Origin of the sequence: Pseudomonas lutea, from assembly GCF_000759445.1 — a bacterium.
GTDB lineage: Bacteria > Pseudomonadota > Gammaproteobacteria > Pseudomonadales > Pseudomonadaceae > Aquipseudomonas > Aquipseudomonas lutea.
Genome location: NZ_JRMB01000001.1, coordinates 1252701 through 1267580 on the forward strand (window position 1 = coordinate 1252701; position 14880 = coordinate 1267580).

Here is a 14880-nt window from a genome sequence, read left to right on the forward strand (position 1 = left end):
CTGTTTCCAAGTAACTCGCCGAAGGCGAAACGGTCTGCCCCCAGGCAGACGCATTTGCCTCTAAGCCGCCCTGCAAAACCAACTGACACCATTTAATTGAACTTCTAAACCTCATACCTGCCGACTACAGAGCTGCCGGACACACCGTCCGCTGAGAAATGGAGGCTTACATGCCAGACGCAAACGGCAAAATCCGCTACGCAGTGGTCGCTGGAGGCTGGATCTCACAAGGCGCTTTCATGCCCGGGCTCGAACAGACCGACAACTCCGTCATGACCGCCCTCGTCACCGGCGACCCTATCAAAGCCGACCAACTGGCGGCCCTTTACGACCTCAAAAGCTACCACTACGACGAATTTGACACCCTGCTGAAATCCGGTGAAATCGACGCCATCTACTTGGCGACGCCCAACTTCCGCCATCGCGAATTCGCAGTACCGGCACTCGAAGCAGGCATCCACGTGCTGCTCGAAAAACCCATGGCCGCCAACGAAGAAGACTGCCTGGCCATCACCCAGGCCGCCAAGCGCTCCGGGGCCAAGCTCATGATTGCTTACCGCCTGCACTTCGAGCCAGGCACCGTCGAAATGGTCCACCGCGTGCGCGCCGGCGATATAGGCGACCCACGCTTGTTCACCGCCACCTTCGCGCAGACCACCGATCCCGCCAACCACCGCATGCAGAGCGGTTTTGGCGCAGGCCCGGTGGCCGACATGGGCCCATATCCCATCAACGCCGTGCGCAACCTGTTCGCCGCTGAACCGCTGGAAGTCCACGCCGTTGGGATCAAGACCCCGGGGCGTGAAATCAATACGTTCGACACGGTAAACGTGACACTGCGCTTCGCCGAAGAGCGCCTGGCGACGTTCACCGTCAGCTACAGCCTGCCGTCCACCGAGCGTTTCCAGCTGATCGGCACCAAGGGCGAATTTGAAGCCTCCCCCTGCTTCGGTTTCGGCGAAGGCGTAGCGATCGGCTATCGGGCCATCATCGACGGCAAAACCACCGAACATACCCACCCGGTGGTGGACCAGTTCGGCGGTGAAACCCAGTACTTCTCCGACTGCATCCTGCAGAACCGCGAGCCCGAACCAGACGGCGACGAGGGCTGGCGCGACGTGCGCATCGTCGAGGCAATCGAGCGCGCGTTGACCACCGGGCAGCCACAGAAGCTGGAGCCACTGCCGCAGCGGCCCGGAATCAGCATCGAACAGGCTCGGCGCCTGCCGCTGGCCAAGGTGCCGGAATACATCAACACCGATGAGCCAAATGCCTGATCGAACGGGCTGTTCTTCCCCGGCACTCCGGACTTTTCCAGATCGCCGTGAAGCGTTCGGCTCCCATGGGGCCGGACCTTCGGACATGCCTCATCGATCGGAGGGACACCCGATCCGCGCCTTGCGACTAAAAAAATGCAGTTGTATGATGACTGTCGACTTCCGCGATGGGCTGCAATTTTCATCGATCCCGGCGTCCATCGTCGCTATGCTTCACACGCTTTCGAATTCCCCTATCAGGCGCTATGCCTGATCGCACCCCAAAAATAACAGGAGAAGCAGATGCCTACCGTTCTCGGTCAGAACTTCATCGGCGGCGCCCGCAGCGGCCTCGGCGAAGCACGCCATAAAAGCCTCGACGCCACCACTGGCGAAGCACTGCCCTACACTTTCCACCAGGCCACTGATGCAGAAATCGACGCTGCTGCGTCGGCTGCCAAAGACGCTTTCCTTGAGTTCCGCCAGCTGAGCCCGGCGCGGCGCGCTGAATTCCTCGACGCTATCGCTGACGAGCTGGACGCCCTGGGCGATGATTTTGTAGCCCTCGTCTGCCAGGAAACCGCGCTGCCTGCCGGTCGTATCCAGGGCGAGCGCGGTCGTACCTCAGGCCAAATGCGCCTGTTCGCCAAAGTCCTGCGTCGCGGTGACTTCCTGGGTGCACGCATCGACCAGGCACTGCCTGATCGCAAACCACTGCCGCGCGTTGACCTGCGCCAACAGCGCATCGGCGTAGGCCCGGTCGCCGTATTCGGTGCCAGCAACTTCCCACTGGCCTTCTCCACCGCCGGCGGCGACACCGCGTCGGCACTGGCTGCCGGTTGCCCGGTTGTGGTCAAAGCGCACAGCGGCCACATGGCGACCGCGGATCTGGTCGGCAACGCAATCGTTCGTGCCGCCGAGAAGACCGGCATGCCCAAAGGCGTGTTCAACATGATCTTCGGCAGCGGCGTGGGCGAGGGCCTGGTCAAGCATCCGGCGATTCAAGCGGTCGGTTTCACCGGTTCGCTGCACGGCGGTAACGCCCTGTGCAAACTGGCCTCCGAGCGTCCGCAACCGATCCCGGTGTTCGCCGAGATGTCGAGCATTAACCCGGTTGTCTTGTTGCCCGGCGCACTGACTGCCCGCGGCACCGCCATTGCTGGCGAGCTCGCGGCGTCGGTGGTGATGGGCGCAGGCCAGTTCTGCACCAATCCGGGTGTGGTCATCGGCATTCGCTCCCCTGCCCTGACCGCCTTCACCGAGCAACTGACCGAGCACATGGGCGGTCAGGCACCTCAGACCATGCTCAACGAAGGCGGCCTGCGCAGCTACAGCAAAGGCGTTGAAAAGCTGCTGGCGCACCCGAGCGTCACCCACCTGGCCGGTAAGCCGCAGGAAGGCAAGCAAGCGCAGGCCCAGCTGTTCAAGGCTGACGTCAGCATGTTGCTCAACGGCGACGAACTGCTGCAGGAAGAAGTCTTCGGGCCGACGACGCTGCTGATCGAAGTCGCTGACGACGCCGAGCTGAAAGCCGCACTGCTGGCCCTGCGCGGCCAACTGACCGCCACGCTGATCGGCGAAACCGCTGACCTGCAGAAGTACCAGTGGCTGGTGCCGGTGCTTGAAGAGAAAGTCGGCCGCATCCTGGTCAACGGCTACCCGACCGGCGTTGAAGTGTCTGACGCGATGGTCCACGGCGGCCCTTATCCAGCGACCTCGGACGCGCGCGGCACTTCAGTGGGCACGCTGGCGATCGATCGTTTCCTGCGCCCGGTCTGCTACCAGAACTACCCGGACAGCCTGCTGCCGGCGGCGCTGCAAAACGCCAACCCGCTGGGCCTCAAGCGCCTGGTGAATGGCGAGTGGAGCACTGACGTCATTGCTTGATGGCATGCCTGACGTGTCAGGCGGATAAAGACGGCGCGACCCTGAAAAGGGCCGCGCTTTTTTTTGCCTTCGGAAAACCCTACGGTGTTGCCAGTGCAAGGCTGGCTCACTAGCATCTCGCACACATTTGCAGTGGAAACCCGGCCATGATTGAAGAACTGAGCATCATTGATGTAGAGGAAGGCACCGGCAAAACCGTGGTCAAAGGCGCGCTGATCACTACCCAATACACCGGAACGCTTGAAGACGGCACGGTGTTCGATTCTTCCTGGGAGCGAGGCAAACCCTTCCAGTGCGTCATCGGCACCGGGCGAGTCATCAAAGGCTGGGACATCGGGCTCATGGGCATGAAAGTCGGCGGCAAGCGCAAGCTGTCGGTGCCTGCGGCGCTGGCCTACGGCGACAGATCCATGGGCGCACACATCAAACCGCATTCGGATCTGGTGTTTGAAATCGAGTTGCTGGAAGTGCTGACGCGGGATGATTGAAGCGGGGCTGCGCTCAGCGATGACGTTGGTTCATTCAACATCTCCCGTCGCCAGGCCGACCGATTCGCGGGCAAGCGCGCTCCTACAGTGGGCTTGCGGCACAGGAGACAACATGGCCACAACGCAGGACGGTGTAGGAGCGCGCTTGCCCGCGATAACGTTTCGGCAGTCGATATAATTTTCGCGGACCCAACGCCTTCGCCAGCAAGCCGGCTCCTACGGATTTGCGGCGCATGCTATCTCGCAGCATGAATGTATGACGGTGTAGGAGCGCGCTTGCCCGCGATGACGTTTCGTCAGTCGATATAATTTTCGCGGACCCAACGCCTTCCCCAGCAAGCCGGCTCCTACGGATTTGCGGCGCACGCGATCTCGCAGCATGAATATATGACGGTGTAGGAGCGCGCTTGCCCGCGATAACGTTTCGGCAGTCGATATAATTTTCGCGGACCCAACGCCTTCGCCAGCAAGCCGGCTCCTACGGATTTGCGGCGCACGCGATCTCGCAACATGGATGTATGACGGTGTAGAAGCTTGCCCGCGATGGCGTTTCGTGCGTCCATATTTTTTTGCGGACCCACCGCCTTCGCCAGCAAGCCGGCTCCTACGGATTTGCGGCGCACGGTATCTCGCAGCATGAATGTAGGACGGTGTAGGAGCGCGCTTGCCCGCGATGGCGTTTCGTCCGTCGACATTTTTTTCCGAACCCACCGCCTTCGCCAGCAAGCCGGCGCCTACGGATTTGCGGCGCACGGTATCTCGCAGCATGCATGTAGGACGGTGTAGGAGCGCGCTTGCCCGCGATGGCGTTTCGTCCGTCGACATTTTTTTCCGAACCCACCGCCTTCGCCAGCAAGCCGGCGCCTACGGATTTGCGGCGCACGGTATCTCGCAGCATGCATGTAGGACGGTGTAGGAGCGCGCTTGCCCGCGATGGCGTTTCGTCCGGCCATATTTTTTTGCTGACCCACCGCCTTCGCCAGCAAGCCGGCTCCTACAGAAGTTGCGGCGCACGCGATCTCGCAGCATTCATGTAGGACGGTGTAGGAGCGCGCTTGCCCGCGATGGCGTTTCGTCCGGCCATATTTTTTTGCTGACCCACCGCCTTCGCCAGCAAGCCGGCTCCTACAGAAGTTGCGGCGCACGCGATCTCGCAGCATTCATGTAGGACGGTGTAGGAGCGCGCTTGCCCGCGATGACGTTGGCACATTCGACATCTTCGTCGGCGGCCTACAATGAATTCGACACATCCAACATCTTCGCCGAAAGGCCTACCCTTTCGCGGGCAAGCGCGCTCCTACAGGAGATCGCGGCCTTTAGCCTTTAGCCTTCAGCCTTCTGCAACGACGCCTTCATCAATACGTGCGCCAGTTTCTTCGCCAGTTCTTCTTCCTTGTACGGCTTCTGCACGATCAGCTGCGGATCGACGTCCAGAATGTCGATGTCGGCGAAACCGGTGATGAACATGATCGGAAGATGTGGGTGTTCGCGCCGGACGATTTCGGCAAGCTCACCCCCGGTCATGTTCGGCATGGCGAAGTCGGTGAGCAGCAATTCGATGCCGCCGTCGAGCTTCTTCAGGGCTTCTTCGCCGCTGTCTGCTTCTACCACCGAGTAGCCCAGCGAGACCAGCATCATGGCCGTCACGGAACGCACGTCAGGGTCATCATCGACCAGAAGGATCGTGCGGTGCTTGTCATCGGCATCCGCGCGACCGGGCATGTCGGAGACGCTGACCACCGACACCGCCGTGCGGGCAACGCTCGGCAGGTAGACGCGCAAGGTTGTACCCGCATTCTCCGCGGTATCAATGCTCACGCCGCCACCCGACTGCTTGGCGAAGCCAAAGACCTGCGCAAGTCCCAGGCCCGAGCCCTTGCCCACGGCCTTGGTGGTAAAGAACGGTTCGAAGGCCTTGGCCAGCACCTCCGCGCTCATGCCACAGCCCGAGTCACTGACCGACAGCACCACGTAGGCACCCGGTTCGGGGTCTTCGGGACGCTGCGGCAGGCGATAGACAATTTCGTTCCAGGTGCCCAGGCGCAGTTGCCCGCCCTGGGGCATGGCGTCCCGCGCATTGATCGCCAGATTGAGGATGATCATCTCGGTCTGCGTCGGGTCGACCAGCGCACTCCACAAGTCTTCGGCGAGATCGGTCTCTACCCACACGCTCCCACCCAGCGCTCGGCCGAGCAGTTCGCGCATGCCGGCGATGGTGTCATTGAGGTTGAGCGCGACAGGCTCCAGGCGCTGGCGACGGGAGAATGACAGCAGCTGACTGGTGAGCTTCGCGCCCCGCTCGCCCGCTTCACGAATGTTCTGCAGACGCTGGGGCGATTTGGTGAATACGCCCTTTTCCAGGTCCCGCGTGAGAAAGTTGGCGCTGGTGAGGATCACCGTCAGCAGGTTGTTGAAGTCGTGGGCAACACCGGCCGTCAACTGCCCGACCACCTCCAGGCGCTGCATCTGCTGCAATGCAGCCTCGACCCGCTCGCGCTCCTTGATCTGATCACGCAGGCGCTTGTTGGTCGCCGCCAGTTCGTCTACCACGGCACGCTCACCGGTGATGTCACGCACGGCGGCATACATCAGCCCGTCGTCCGGCACGATGGTCCACGACAGCCAGCGAAAGCCACCGTCTGCGTGACGCATGCGATTGACGAAGCGCGTGGTGACGTGCCCCTCGGACACGCTGGCGGTCTCACGAAGAGTAGCCTCAAGGTCGTCCTGGTGAATCAGCTCGCTTAAGCGTTGGCGGGTGAAATCTTCCCGGCTCCAGCCCAGGGTCGCCTCCCAAGCAGGGTTGAGCGCAATGGGGGTCATATCGAAGTGCAGAACGCCCAGCAGCTCCCTGGACAACTCCCAGGTGCGGTCGCGCTCGCGAGTCCGCTGCATCACCCGCTCACCGAGGATCTCATTGAGCTGGTGCAGCGCTTGCGTGGCGTTCTTGCGCTCGGTGATGTCCTGCATGACCCCGGTGAAGCGTACGCACTTACCGTCTTCGAACAGCGAGCGGCCATTGGAGAACACCCAGCGTTCGCTGCCATCGTCGGTCAACAGACGATGCTCGATCTGGAACGACGTATCGACGGTCAGCGCCGCAGTGACTTTGCTCTGCAACAGGTCGCGATCGGCGGGGTGACAGCGGGAAAACATGAACGCCATGCTCACCGCCGCGTCGGCCGCAACGCCATACAGCGCCTTGCAGCGCTCGTCCCACAGCAACATGTCGGTGCGTGGATCGTATGTCCATACGCCCATTTCGGCGGCTTCGATCGCCAGGTGCGCGCGCACTTCGGCGACCTGCAGGGTCTTTTCCGCGTACAGGCGCTTTTCGCGTTCCTGCACTTCGGAGACCGCGCGCATGACCGCCTTGGGCAGCATCTTCATGTTCTGCTTGAGGACGTAGTCGATGGCACCCATGCGCATCATCTCGACCGCGTGCTGCTCGCCGAAAATACCCGACAGAAAAATGAACGGCGTCTGCGGCGCCAGGCGCAATGCGCTGTTAAGCACATCCGCGCCGGACGAACCAGGCAGAAGATAGTCGCTGAGAATGAGGTCAAAACGCGCGGCCAGCAGCTCGCGCTCGACGTCCTGGTGATTGAAGACCAACGTCGCGTCGATTTTCAGTCCGCTGTTTTCGAGGGTGAGCAGGATCAGCTCGGCATCAAGCGAACTGTCTTCGACCAAAAGCAATTTGAGATGGGTTAACGCCATGAATAATCGTCATTCTTTCCAAAAGGCCGCGCGGCCAGGGAGGCGCGGCGGTGCGCTTTGCCCGGATGTCAGGAGCTGGCGCGGCGATTCAGACGCAGCGAGCCCGGCGGTGGCTCGTTGAGCACAGCCCAGAACACCCCGAGGTCAGAAATCGCCGACACAAATTCCTTGAATTCGACCGGTTTGACCACGTAAGCGTTCACCCCCAACGAGTACGCACGCTGCAAATCAGGCTCTTCACGCGACGAAGTGAGCATGACCACGGGGATGCTGCGCAGTTCTTCGGTTTCGCGAATCACCTTAAGCACTTCGAGACCATCGATTTTGGGCAGTTTCAGGTCCAGCAGCATGACTGCCGGGTTCCCCGCCACACGATCGTGATGCTGGCCGCGACGCAACAGGTAGTCGAGCGCTTCGGCGCCGTCGCGCAGAACAATCACTTCGTTGGCCAACTGGCTACGCTCGAGGGCGACAAGTGTCAGCTCCAGATCGTTGGGATTATCTTCCACCAGAAGAATGGGTTTTAGCATTGGGCGTCTCCTTCGACACTCAAAGGGTTGCGTTTACGCTGCGCTTGGGCAGGGCAAAATAAAAGGTGGCGCCATGATGCAGCTGGCTATGGGCCCACACCGTCCCGTCATGGCGTTCGATAATCCGGCGGACACTGGCCAGACCAATGCCGGTCCCTTCAAACTCCTCCATGCGGTGCAAGCGCTGGAACACGCCGAACAGCTTGCTGGCGTACGCCATGTCGAAGCCCACGCCGTTGTCGCGAACAAACACCACGACCTTGCCGTCTTCTTCGTAGCTGCCGACTTCGATCACCGCCGGGTCACGCGTGCGGCTGTACTTGATCGCGTTGGACAGCAGGTTGCGCATGGCCAGGTGCAAAAACGCGGCATCGGCGATGACCACCGGCAGGTGTTCCTGGACTTTCCATTCCAGCGCGCGGCCTTCGTAATCGGGCAACATTTCACGGCGGATCGACTCCACCATGGCATTCATGTCCACGTCGGAAAAGCGCATGGCCGAGCGGCCCATCTGCGAAAAACTCAGCAGGTTGTCGACCAGTGTGCCGGCGAAGCGCGCCGACTCGCTGATGTTTTCCAGAAAGCGCACGCCGCGGGTCGACAGCTTGGTGCCTTCGGTATCGCCCAGCAGCTCGGCGTAACCGGCGATGTGGCGCAAAGGCGCGCGCAAGTCGTGGGACACGCTGTAGGAAAACGCTTCGAGTTCCTTGTTGGACTTCTTCAGTTCATCGGCCAGCGCAGCCATCTCTTCAGCCTTTCGCAGCACGATGCCCAACACCGCAGCACGCAGCTCGATCACCGCCTCGACGTCCATATCGTCCCAGGGCAAGGAGAACCCGCTGACCGTCTCCTGCCACAGCGCAAAGCTGTTGCGCGGGTTCAGCGAGCCGGTCGGACCAACACTCTTTTCCGGCTTGCCGGCCCAATTGACCACGCGGGTCTGCTCGGGGCGGAACCAGATGATGAAGTTCGAGTGCAGCTCGGAAATGGCCGTCGACAGCACGCCGCTGACGCTGGCAGCGAGTGCCGGTAATTCGGGAATGTCACGGCTGACGTTGTCCGAGCGAAAGACCTCGTGAGGCTGGTGATCGCTCAGCCAGTCCGTCAGCCTGAGAATTTCGTCGCGCTTGGGTGTGTCACCGTACACATCGACACTGGCGCCTGAAATCACCGCCGCACCGGTGGCGCCGACAAAATTCAGCAGCACATCGGGCATCGAGCGCAGGCCGCCCGTCACGCTGTCCAGATCCGCCATGGCGGCGAGCATCTGCACGATCTGCCGGCGCAGGCTGAGCATCCGCTGGTTGTCGGCCTGGGCCTCTTTGCTTTCGATCTGCAGGGACAACACGCTGCCCAGCAGTTCACATGCCGTACGGGTCTGGAAGCTGACCCGCCGTGGCGTGGCGTGATGACAGGAGATCAGGCCCCAGAGCTTGCCTCGGACCACAATGCAAATGGACATCGATGCCAGCGTGCCCATGTTGCGCATGTACTGCAGATGCACCGGTGAGACGCTGCGCAGGGTCGCGTAGGTCAGGTCGAGCGGCGCACCGGTCAACGGATTGTGCTCGGGGATCAACGCTGCGGGCTGGTAGTTGGCGTCTTCGATCACGCGGATGCGGTTGGCCAGATACAGCGCACGGGCCTGGGCCGGGATGTCGGACGCCGGGAAGCTCAGGCCGAGCAGGCTTTCGTAGTCGTCGTCCGCCATCTCGGCATTGACCAGGCCATTGCCTTCAGCGTCGAAGTGGTAAGCCTTGACCCGGCCAAAGCCGGTGATGCGCTTGACCTCGGCAGCAGAGCGCTGGCAGAGCTCGGCGATGCTCTCGCTTTCGTTCATCTGGCTGATGAAACCACGCATCAGCGGGTACACGTTGCTGTAGGCCGTGGCCATGTCGCCGGCCTGCTCGAACTCGGCGATCAGGACCTGGTCATGTCGGTGGACCATCATCGTCATCGGCTGCCCGGCACGCGTGCCCTGCAGGAAGCTCACATCGCCCAGGTGGAAGGGGTTGTGTTCTTCTTCAGGCAGGTTGCGCAAGCCGCGAAGCAGCCGGTCAGGCTCCACGAAGACGTCGCTCAGGACAGCGCCAATCAGCGACTGCGGGTCAAGCCCGAGCCAGTCGCTGACATTGGCACTGACCTGCACGACGGTCGAGGTGCTCTCATCAATGACCATCAGGAAACCCTGGGGCTGGATGCTGCCGGGAATCTGGATGGGTTCGCGTGCGCAATTGTCGATTGCGCTTTGCTGGAGGTCGTGGCTGAGGGTCAAACGTGTCTCCTTCAACCTTCAACGTTTGGACAAACGGCGCAGGCCATGGCTTCCGGACAAACGCCCGGGTTGGAATGACGTACACGGTAACAAAAACAACGCAGCTCAAATACCGTCATGTAGCTGATTTCTACGAAATAACCATTCGTTTGCATCAGGCATCGACCATTGCCCTGACTTTCAACAAAAACTCCACCAACTGGAACGGCTTGAGGATCATGTCCATTCGCTCGCCGAGAAAATCCTGTCGATTGAGTGCATTTTCGGCGTACCCGGTCATGAACAGCACCGGCAGCTCCGGTCGCCACCCACGGCCGCGCTGGGCCACCTCGCGGCCGTTCATTTCCGGCATGCCTACGTCCGTCAGCAGCAGGTCGATCGTGGGGTCGTTTTCGAGGTACGCCAGCGCCGTGGCAACGTCTGCCGCCTGGGTGCAGCGGTAACCGGCATCGGTCAGCACCTCGTTGACGAACATGCGCACCGAGTCGGTGTCTTCGACAATCAGTACGTGCTCCCCTGCCCCTTGTGCAGCAACGGCAGAAGGTTGCTGCGGCTCGACGCTGCGTCCCTGTGCGGCCGGCAACATCAGCGTGACCTCCGTACCGTGCCCGACCACGCTACGGATGTGCACGTCGCCGCCGGACTGCCGCGCGAAGCCGTAGATGGTCGACAGCCCCAGGCCGGTGCCCTGGCCGATGGGTTTGGTGGTGAAGAACGGGTCGAAAACCTTGTCGATCAGTTGATGCTCGATCCCTACACCGTCATCTCGCACCGACAACGCGATGTACGGGCCGTCAGCCATGCGTGCATGGCCCTTGGAATACGTTTCAAAGGTGCTGATCCAGACGTTCCCGCCTTTGGGCAAGGCATCGCGGGCATTGATGACCAGATTCAGCACCGCGCTTTCCAGCTGCCCGGCGTCAACCATCGCAACGGCGCCCAGCGAGGTAAGGTCCAGAGTGAGCCCTATGCCTTTGCCGATCGTGCGCCCCAGCAGGTCCTCCAGTGAGCGCACGTGCTGGTTCACGTCGGTGGCGCGGTTGTCCAGCGGTTGCTGGCGGGCGAACGCCAACAGACGATGGGTCAGCGCCGACGCGCTGCGGGCCGAGGCCAGGGCTGCATCGGCGTAGGCCATGACCTTGTCGGTACGGCCGTCTTCGGTGCGTTTTTTGACCAGCTCAAGGCCAGTGACAATGCCCGTCAGCAGGTTATTGAAGTCATGGGCGATGCCGCCGGTGAGTTTGCCGATGGCGTCCATCTTCTGCGCTTGCAGCAGCTGCTCTTCAGTGCGCGCACGTTCGGCGACTTCATGGGCCAGCCGGCTAGTGACGGAGTCCAGCTGCTGCAGGTGCGACTGTTCGCGGCGTCGATGCTCGGTGACGTCCTCGATGAACACCAGGCTCATGCCGGGCACCCGATAGGGCGACACCTGCCACTCGGTCTCGCGCAGTTCGCCATGGACGCGCATGCTCAGCGTGCCCATCCAGCGCTCACCGGCTTCCAGCGCCTCTCGCAGGCCGTCTACCGCCAAACCCTGATCGGCGCTGAAGCTGCGCAGCACCGCGCCTTCGTCGGCGTCTTCTCCCAGTAACTGGGCGAACGCATGATTGGCTTCGTGCACCTTCAGGCTGCCGTCCACCACCGCAATCGGCGCCGACACGTTGGCGAAAATCTCGCGAAAACGCTCCTCGCTTTCGCGCAGCGCGTATTCGGTGTCACGCACCCTGAGCAGGGTGCGCAGGGTGGCGAGCAGCACGTCCGGGTCAACCGGATGCACCAGGTAGGCGTCCGCGCCCGCTTCCAGGCCGGTGACGATGTCGCCGGTCTGGATCGACGCCGCCGATACATGCACCACCGGCAACAGCGCCGTGCGTGGAGCCGCGCGTAACTGACGGACGATGTCGAAGCCGCTCATGTCCGGCAGGTTGACGTCCAGAATCAGCGCATCGGGTATTTGCGCTTCGATCATGGCCAGCCCGTCAGTCCCCGTCCCGGCTTCCGACACCCTGAAACCCTGACGCTCCATGCGCCGACGCAACGCGTAGCGCGTAGCGGTGTTGTCATCGACGATCAGTAACCGGGTTTCAGGCTTCATCGGCAAGCTCCTGGGCAAGCGCCAGCGGAATCACCACGTAGAAGGTCGAGCCCACTCCGGGCTCGCTTTCCACACCCACATGACCGCCCAGCAACTCGGCGAAGCGCTTGCACAGCGACAGGCCCAGACCGGTCCCGCGCAGGCGCTTCTGCAGCGGCGAGTCGACCTGAATGAAGTCTTCGAACAAGGCCCCGTGGAGTTCCTGCGGGATACCAATGCCGGTGTCGGTCACCGCAAAGCGCACCGACTGCTCGTTTTCGAGCCGGGCAGAAACCCGCACTTCGCCGCGCTGGGTGAACTTCAAGGAATTGGAAATGAAATTGCGCAGGATCTGGCCGAGTTTCTGATCGTCGGTGTACAGCCTGGGCAGGCCCGCCGGCTGTTCGAATATCAAGTCCACGGCGGACGCGTCGACGATAGGCCGGAACATCCCGCGCAGCGCCGAGAACAGGTCGAACATGTCGAACCAGGCCGGCGAGATGTTGATCCGCCCGGCTTCGATCTTGGCCAGATCCAGCAGATCATCGACCATGTCGCTCAATTCGCGCGCAGCCGTGCTGACAAACGCAACCTGCTTGTGTTGCTCGGGGCTTAGCGGCCCGTCCAGTTCATCGGACAACAAGCTGGCGATGCTGAGAATGGAGCCCAGCGGCGTGCGGAATTCGTGGCTCATGTAGGACAGGAAGCGGCTTTTCAGGTCGGAGGCCTGACGCAACTGGTCCGCCTGGGTGTCAAGCTCGGCATACAGGGCCAGCACGCCCTGATTGGTTTCGTCGAGCTCGGCACGCAAGGAGGCCGATTCAGCGCGCAAGCGTTCCAGCTCGGCGCTGTCCACCTGCGCAGCATGGGCGTTGTTGTCAGTCATCAAGCGTCTCCAGAGCCATCACCAATACCGTTACGTCATCCCTGCCCCGGCAGAAATCGCGATGCAGGACCGCTGCAATGATCGCCGGGTGTCGGTACATCAGACCCGGGTAATCGCGAAGATTCCAACGCGATTGCAGGCCATCACTGAACATGATCAACAGCTGCCCGGTGCAGTCGCCGTAGTCAATCGGCGCGATCTTGCGATACTGAAGGCCGACAATGCCCGGATGGGACGGGATACCCCGTGGCTTGTCGTCACCAATCAGCGTGGCGCCGATGTTGCCGATGCCGGTGAAGCGCAAGGTCCCGGTATTACCGTCAAAGCGCGCCAGGGCAGCAGCGCCGCCACGGCTGCCGCGCATGTCGAAATGCAGGTCCTCGAGCAATGCGCCAGGGTCGGCGAACGGGTTACGAATGAACGCCCGAGCGCCCGCCATGCCCGCCTCCTGCGCTTCAGGACCGTGACCCAGGCCGTCGATCATTAAAATTGACATCTGCCGACCCTTGACCGCCACCTCCCACACGTCCCCGCAGGCGGGGTCGTTGTGCAACGAATGCTGGGTGATGCCCATGCGCAGGTCTTTCACGCGGCTGTTGCGCGGAAAAAACCGCGCCAGCAAGACGCTGCCTCGCGCATCGCTGTGGACGTCGAACACCTGCGCCTGACGCAGCACCGAACCCAGGCCGATGCCCTGGGTGCCGCGTGTGGAAAAACCGTCAGCCATGCACGCCTGCACGTCGAAGCCGTTGCCACGGTCGATGGCGATGAGTTCGACGCCCTGCACCTCGCCCGGCAGCAGGCGTACGTGCAACTCGCCGCTTCGCGCGTGCTTGAGGATGTTGCTCGCCAGCTCGGTCACCACCAGTGCCACACGCCCGCCATCGGTTTCATCGAAGCCTGCCTGCTCGGCGAGCTTCTGCACCGTGCGCCGCGCGTGACCGACGTGACTGGTGTCCTCGATGGGCAAAACCTGCGTGATGTGGCTGTGCAGGCTCAGGTCCATTTGCAGATCATCACGCGCGTACCTGCGCCGGGAGCCGTGTCGAGCTCGAAATCATCGACCAGCCGCCTGGCTCCGGTCAGGCCCAACCCCAGCCCTCCACCGGACGTCCAGCCGTCGGTCAGCGCCAGCTTGAGGTCAGGAATGCCCGGGCCTTCGTCACGAAAGGTCAGACGCAAGCCGACGCGCACGCCTTCATCGACGATCTCCCAGTCCATGTCACCGCCACCGCCGTAGACCATGGTGTTTCGCGCCAGCTCGCTGACCGCCGTTACCAGCTTGGTCAGGTCAATCAGGCGCATGCCGCAGTCCTGTGCCAGCTTGCGCGCGGCCTGACGCGCCAGCACCACATCCTGCTCGATGCGAATCGGTTGAGAGCCGCTGCTGCGCACGCTCATTGGGAATAGGCCCGCTCGCGCAACAGCTTCATGCCGCGCTCGACGTTGAGCGCGGTGCTGACGCCCGGCAGGGTCATGCCCAGTTCGACCAGGGTGATCGCCACGGCCGGCTGCATGCCCACCAGCACGGTCTCGGCGTCCATGATCCGCGACAGCCCGGAAATCATGCCGATCATCCGGCCGATGAATGAATCCACCATGTCCAGCGCCGAGATGTCGATCAACACGCCGCGTGCCGAGGTGCGGCTGATGCGTTCGGACAAATCGTCCTGCAGCGTCAGCGCAAGCTGGTCATGCATGTCCACCTGAATGGTCACGAGCAGAAAGTCGCCCATCTGCAGAATCGGGATGCGCTCCATGGCC

General features: G+C 62.1%; 11 protein-coding genes. 3 read left to right on the plus strand and 8 right to left on the minus strand.

The window, feature by feature from the left end; translation table 11 throughout:
* Positions 1-170: 170 nt before the first annotated feature.
* The 3 genes from LT42_RS05160 to LT42_RS05170 all read left to right on the plus strand — a co-directional run bounded on the left by LT42_RS05160 (position 171) and on the right by LT42_RS05170 (position 3631).
* Positions 171-1277: a Gfo/Idh/MocA family protein gene (locus LT42_RS05160; protein WP_037010472.1), complete on the plus strand. Its 1107-nt coding sequence runs from the start codon at positions 171-173 to the stop codon at positions 1275-1277.
* Positions 1278-1559: 282 nt separating this feature from the next.
* The gene (locus LT42_RS05165) at positions 1560-3143 is read left to right on the plus strand and encodes an aldehyde dehydrogenase (NADP(+)) (RefSeq protein WP_037010473.1); all 1584 of its coding nucleotides are present in this window, start codon (positions 1560-1562) and stop codon (positions 3141-3143) included.
* A gap of 146 nt (positions 3144-3289) precedes the next feature.
* Entirely contained in the window at positions 3290-3631 is a 342-nt protein-coding gene (locus LT42_RS05170) for an FKBP-type peptidyl-prolyl cis-trans isomerase (RefSeq protein ID WP_037010474.1), read from the plus strand.
* A 1323-nt stretch (positions 3632-4954) separates the two neighbouring features.
* Here LT42_RS05170 and LT42_RS05175 read toward each other — a convergent pair.
* The 8 genes from LT42_RS05175 to LT42_RS05210 form a co-directional block, all read right to left on the minus strand.
* The gene (locus LT42_RS05175; protein WP_037010476.1) at positions 4955-7351 is read right to left on the minus strand and encodes a hybrid sensor histidine kinase/response regulator; all 2397 of its coding nucleotides are present in this window, start codon (positions 7349-7351) and stop codon (positions 4955-4957) included.
* 68 nt (positions 7352-7419) lie between these two features.
* Positions 7420-7881, minus strand: a complete 462-nt coding sequence (locus tag LT42_RS05180) for a response regulator (protein WP_037010478.1) — start codon at positions 7879-7881, stop codon at positions 7420-7422.
* 19 nt (positions 7882-7900) lie between these two features.
* Positions 7901-10156 (minus strand): ATP-binding protein, encoded by a 2256-nt coding sequence (locus LT42_RS05185; protein ID WP_037010480.1) that lies wholly within the window; start codon positions 10154-10156, stop codon positions 7901-7903.
* Between the two features lie 154 nt (positions 10157-10310).
* Positions 10311-12251, minus strand: a complete 1941-nt coding sequence (locus LT42_RS05190; protein WP_037010482.1) for a response regulator — start codon at positions 12249-12251, stop codon at positions 10311-10313.
* Positions 12241-13116 (minus strand): sensor histidine kinase, encoded by an 876-nt coding sequence (locus LT42_RS05195; protein WP_052075094.1) that lies wholly within the window; start codon positions 13114-13116, stop codon positions 12241-12243. Before LT42_RS05195 ends, LT42_RS05190 begins: the two co-directional genes overlap by 11 nt.
* On the minus strand, positions 13109-14122 hold the full coding sequence (locus tag LT42_RS05200; RefSeq protein WP_208855886.1) for an ATP-binding protein: 1014 nt from the start codon (positions 14120-14122) through the stop codon (positions 13109-13111). The genes LT42_RS05195 and LT42_RS05200 overlap by 8 nt, the downstream gene beginning before the upstream one ends.
* Positions 14113-14517 carry an anti-sigma regulatory factor gene (locus LT42_RS05205; RefSeq protein WP_037010484.1) on the minus strand — a complete coding sequence of 135 codons (405 nt, stop codon included), beginning with the start codon at positions 14515-14517 and terminating at the stop codon, positions 14113-14115. Before LT42_RS05205 ends, LT42_RS05200 begins: the two co-directional genes overlap by 10 nt.
* Positions 14514-14876: an STAS domain-containing protein gene (locus LT42_RS05210; RefSeq protein ID WP_037010489.1), complete on the minus strand. Its 363-nt coding sequence runs from the start codon at positions 14874-14876 to the stop codon at positions 14514-14516. Before LT42_RS05210 ends, LT42_RS05205 begins: the two co-directional genes overlap by 4 nt.
* Between the last annotated feature and the right edge of the window lie 4 nt (positions 14877-14880).

What these genes read in the sequence shown, in the direction of transcription:
- LT42_RS05190 (WP_037010482.1), bottom strand. Translation starts at nt 12,251, where the DNA reads ATGAAGCCTGAAACCCGGTTACTGATCGTCGATGACAACACCGCTACG.
- LT42_RS05175 (WP_037010476.1), bottom strand. Translation starts at nt 7,351, where the DNA reads ATGGCGTTAACCCATCTCAAATTGCTTTTGGTCGAAGACAGTTCGCTT.
- LT42_RS05180 (WP_037010478.1), bottom strand. Translation starts at nt 7,881, where the DNA reads ATGCTAAAACCCATTCTTCTGGTGGAAGATAATCCCAACGATCTGGAG.
- LT42_RS05205 (WP_037010484.1), bottom strand. Translation starts at nt 14,517, where the DNA reads ATGAGCGTGCGCAGCAGCGGCTCTCAACCGATTCGCATCGAGCAGGAT.
- LT42_RS05170 (WP_037010474.1), top strand. Translation starts at nt 3,290, where the DNA reads ATGATTGAAGAACTGAGCATCATTGATGTAGAGGAAGGCACCGGCAAA.
- LT42_RS05165 (WP_037010473.1), top strand. Translation starts at nt 1,560, where the DNA reads ATGCCTACCGTTCTCGGTCAGAACTTCATCGGCGGCGCCCGCAGCGGC.
- LT42_RS05200 (WP_208855886.1), bottom strand. Translation starts at nt 14,122, where the DNA reads ATGGACCTGAGCCTGCACAGCCACATCACGCAGGTTTTGCCCATCGAG.
- LT42_RS05160 (WP_037010472.1), top strand. Translation starts at nt 171, where the DNA reads ATGCCAGACGCAAACGGCAAAATCCGCTACGCAGTGGTCGCTGGAGGC.
- LT42_RS05195 (WP_052075094.1), bottom strand. Translation starts at nt 13,116, where the DNA reads ATGACTGACAACAACGCCCATGCTGCGCAGGTGGACAGCGCCGAGCTG.
- LT42_RS05210 (WP_037010489.1), bottom strand. Translation starts at nt 14,876, where the DNA reads ATGGAGCGCATCCCGATTCTGCAGATGGGCGACTTTCTGCTCGTGACC.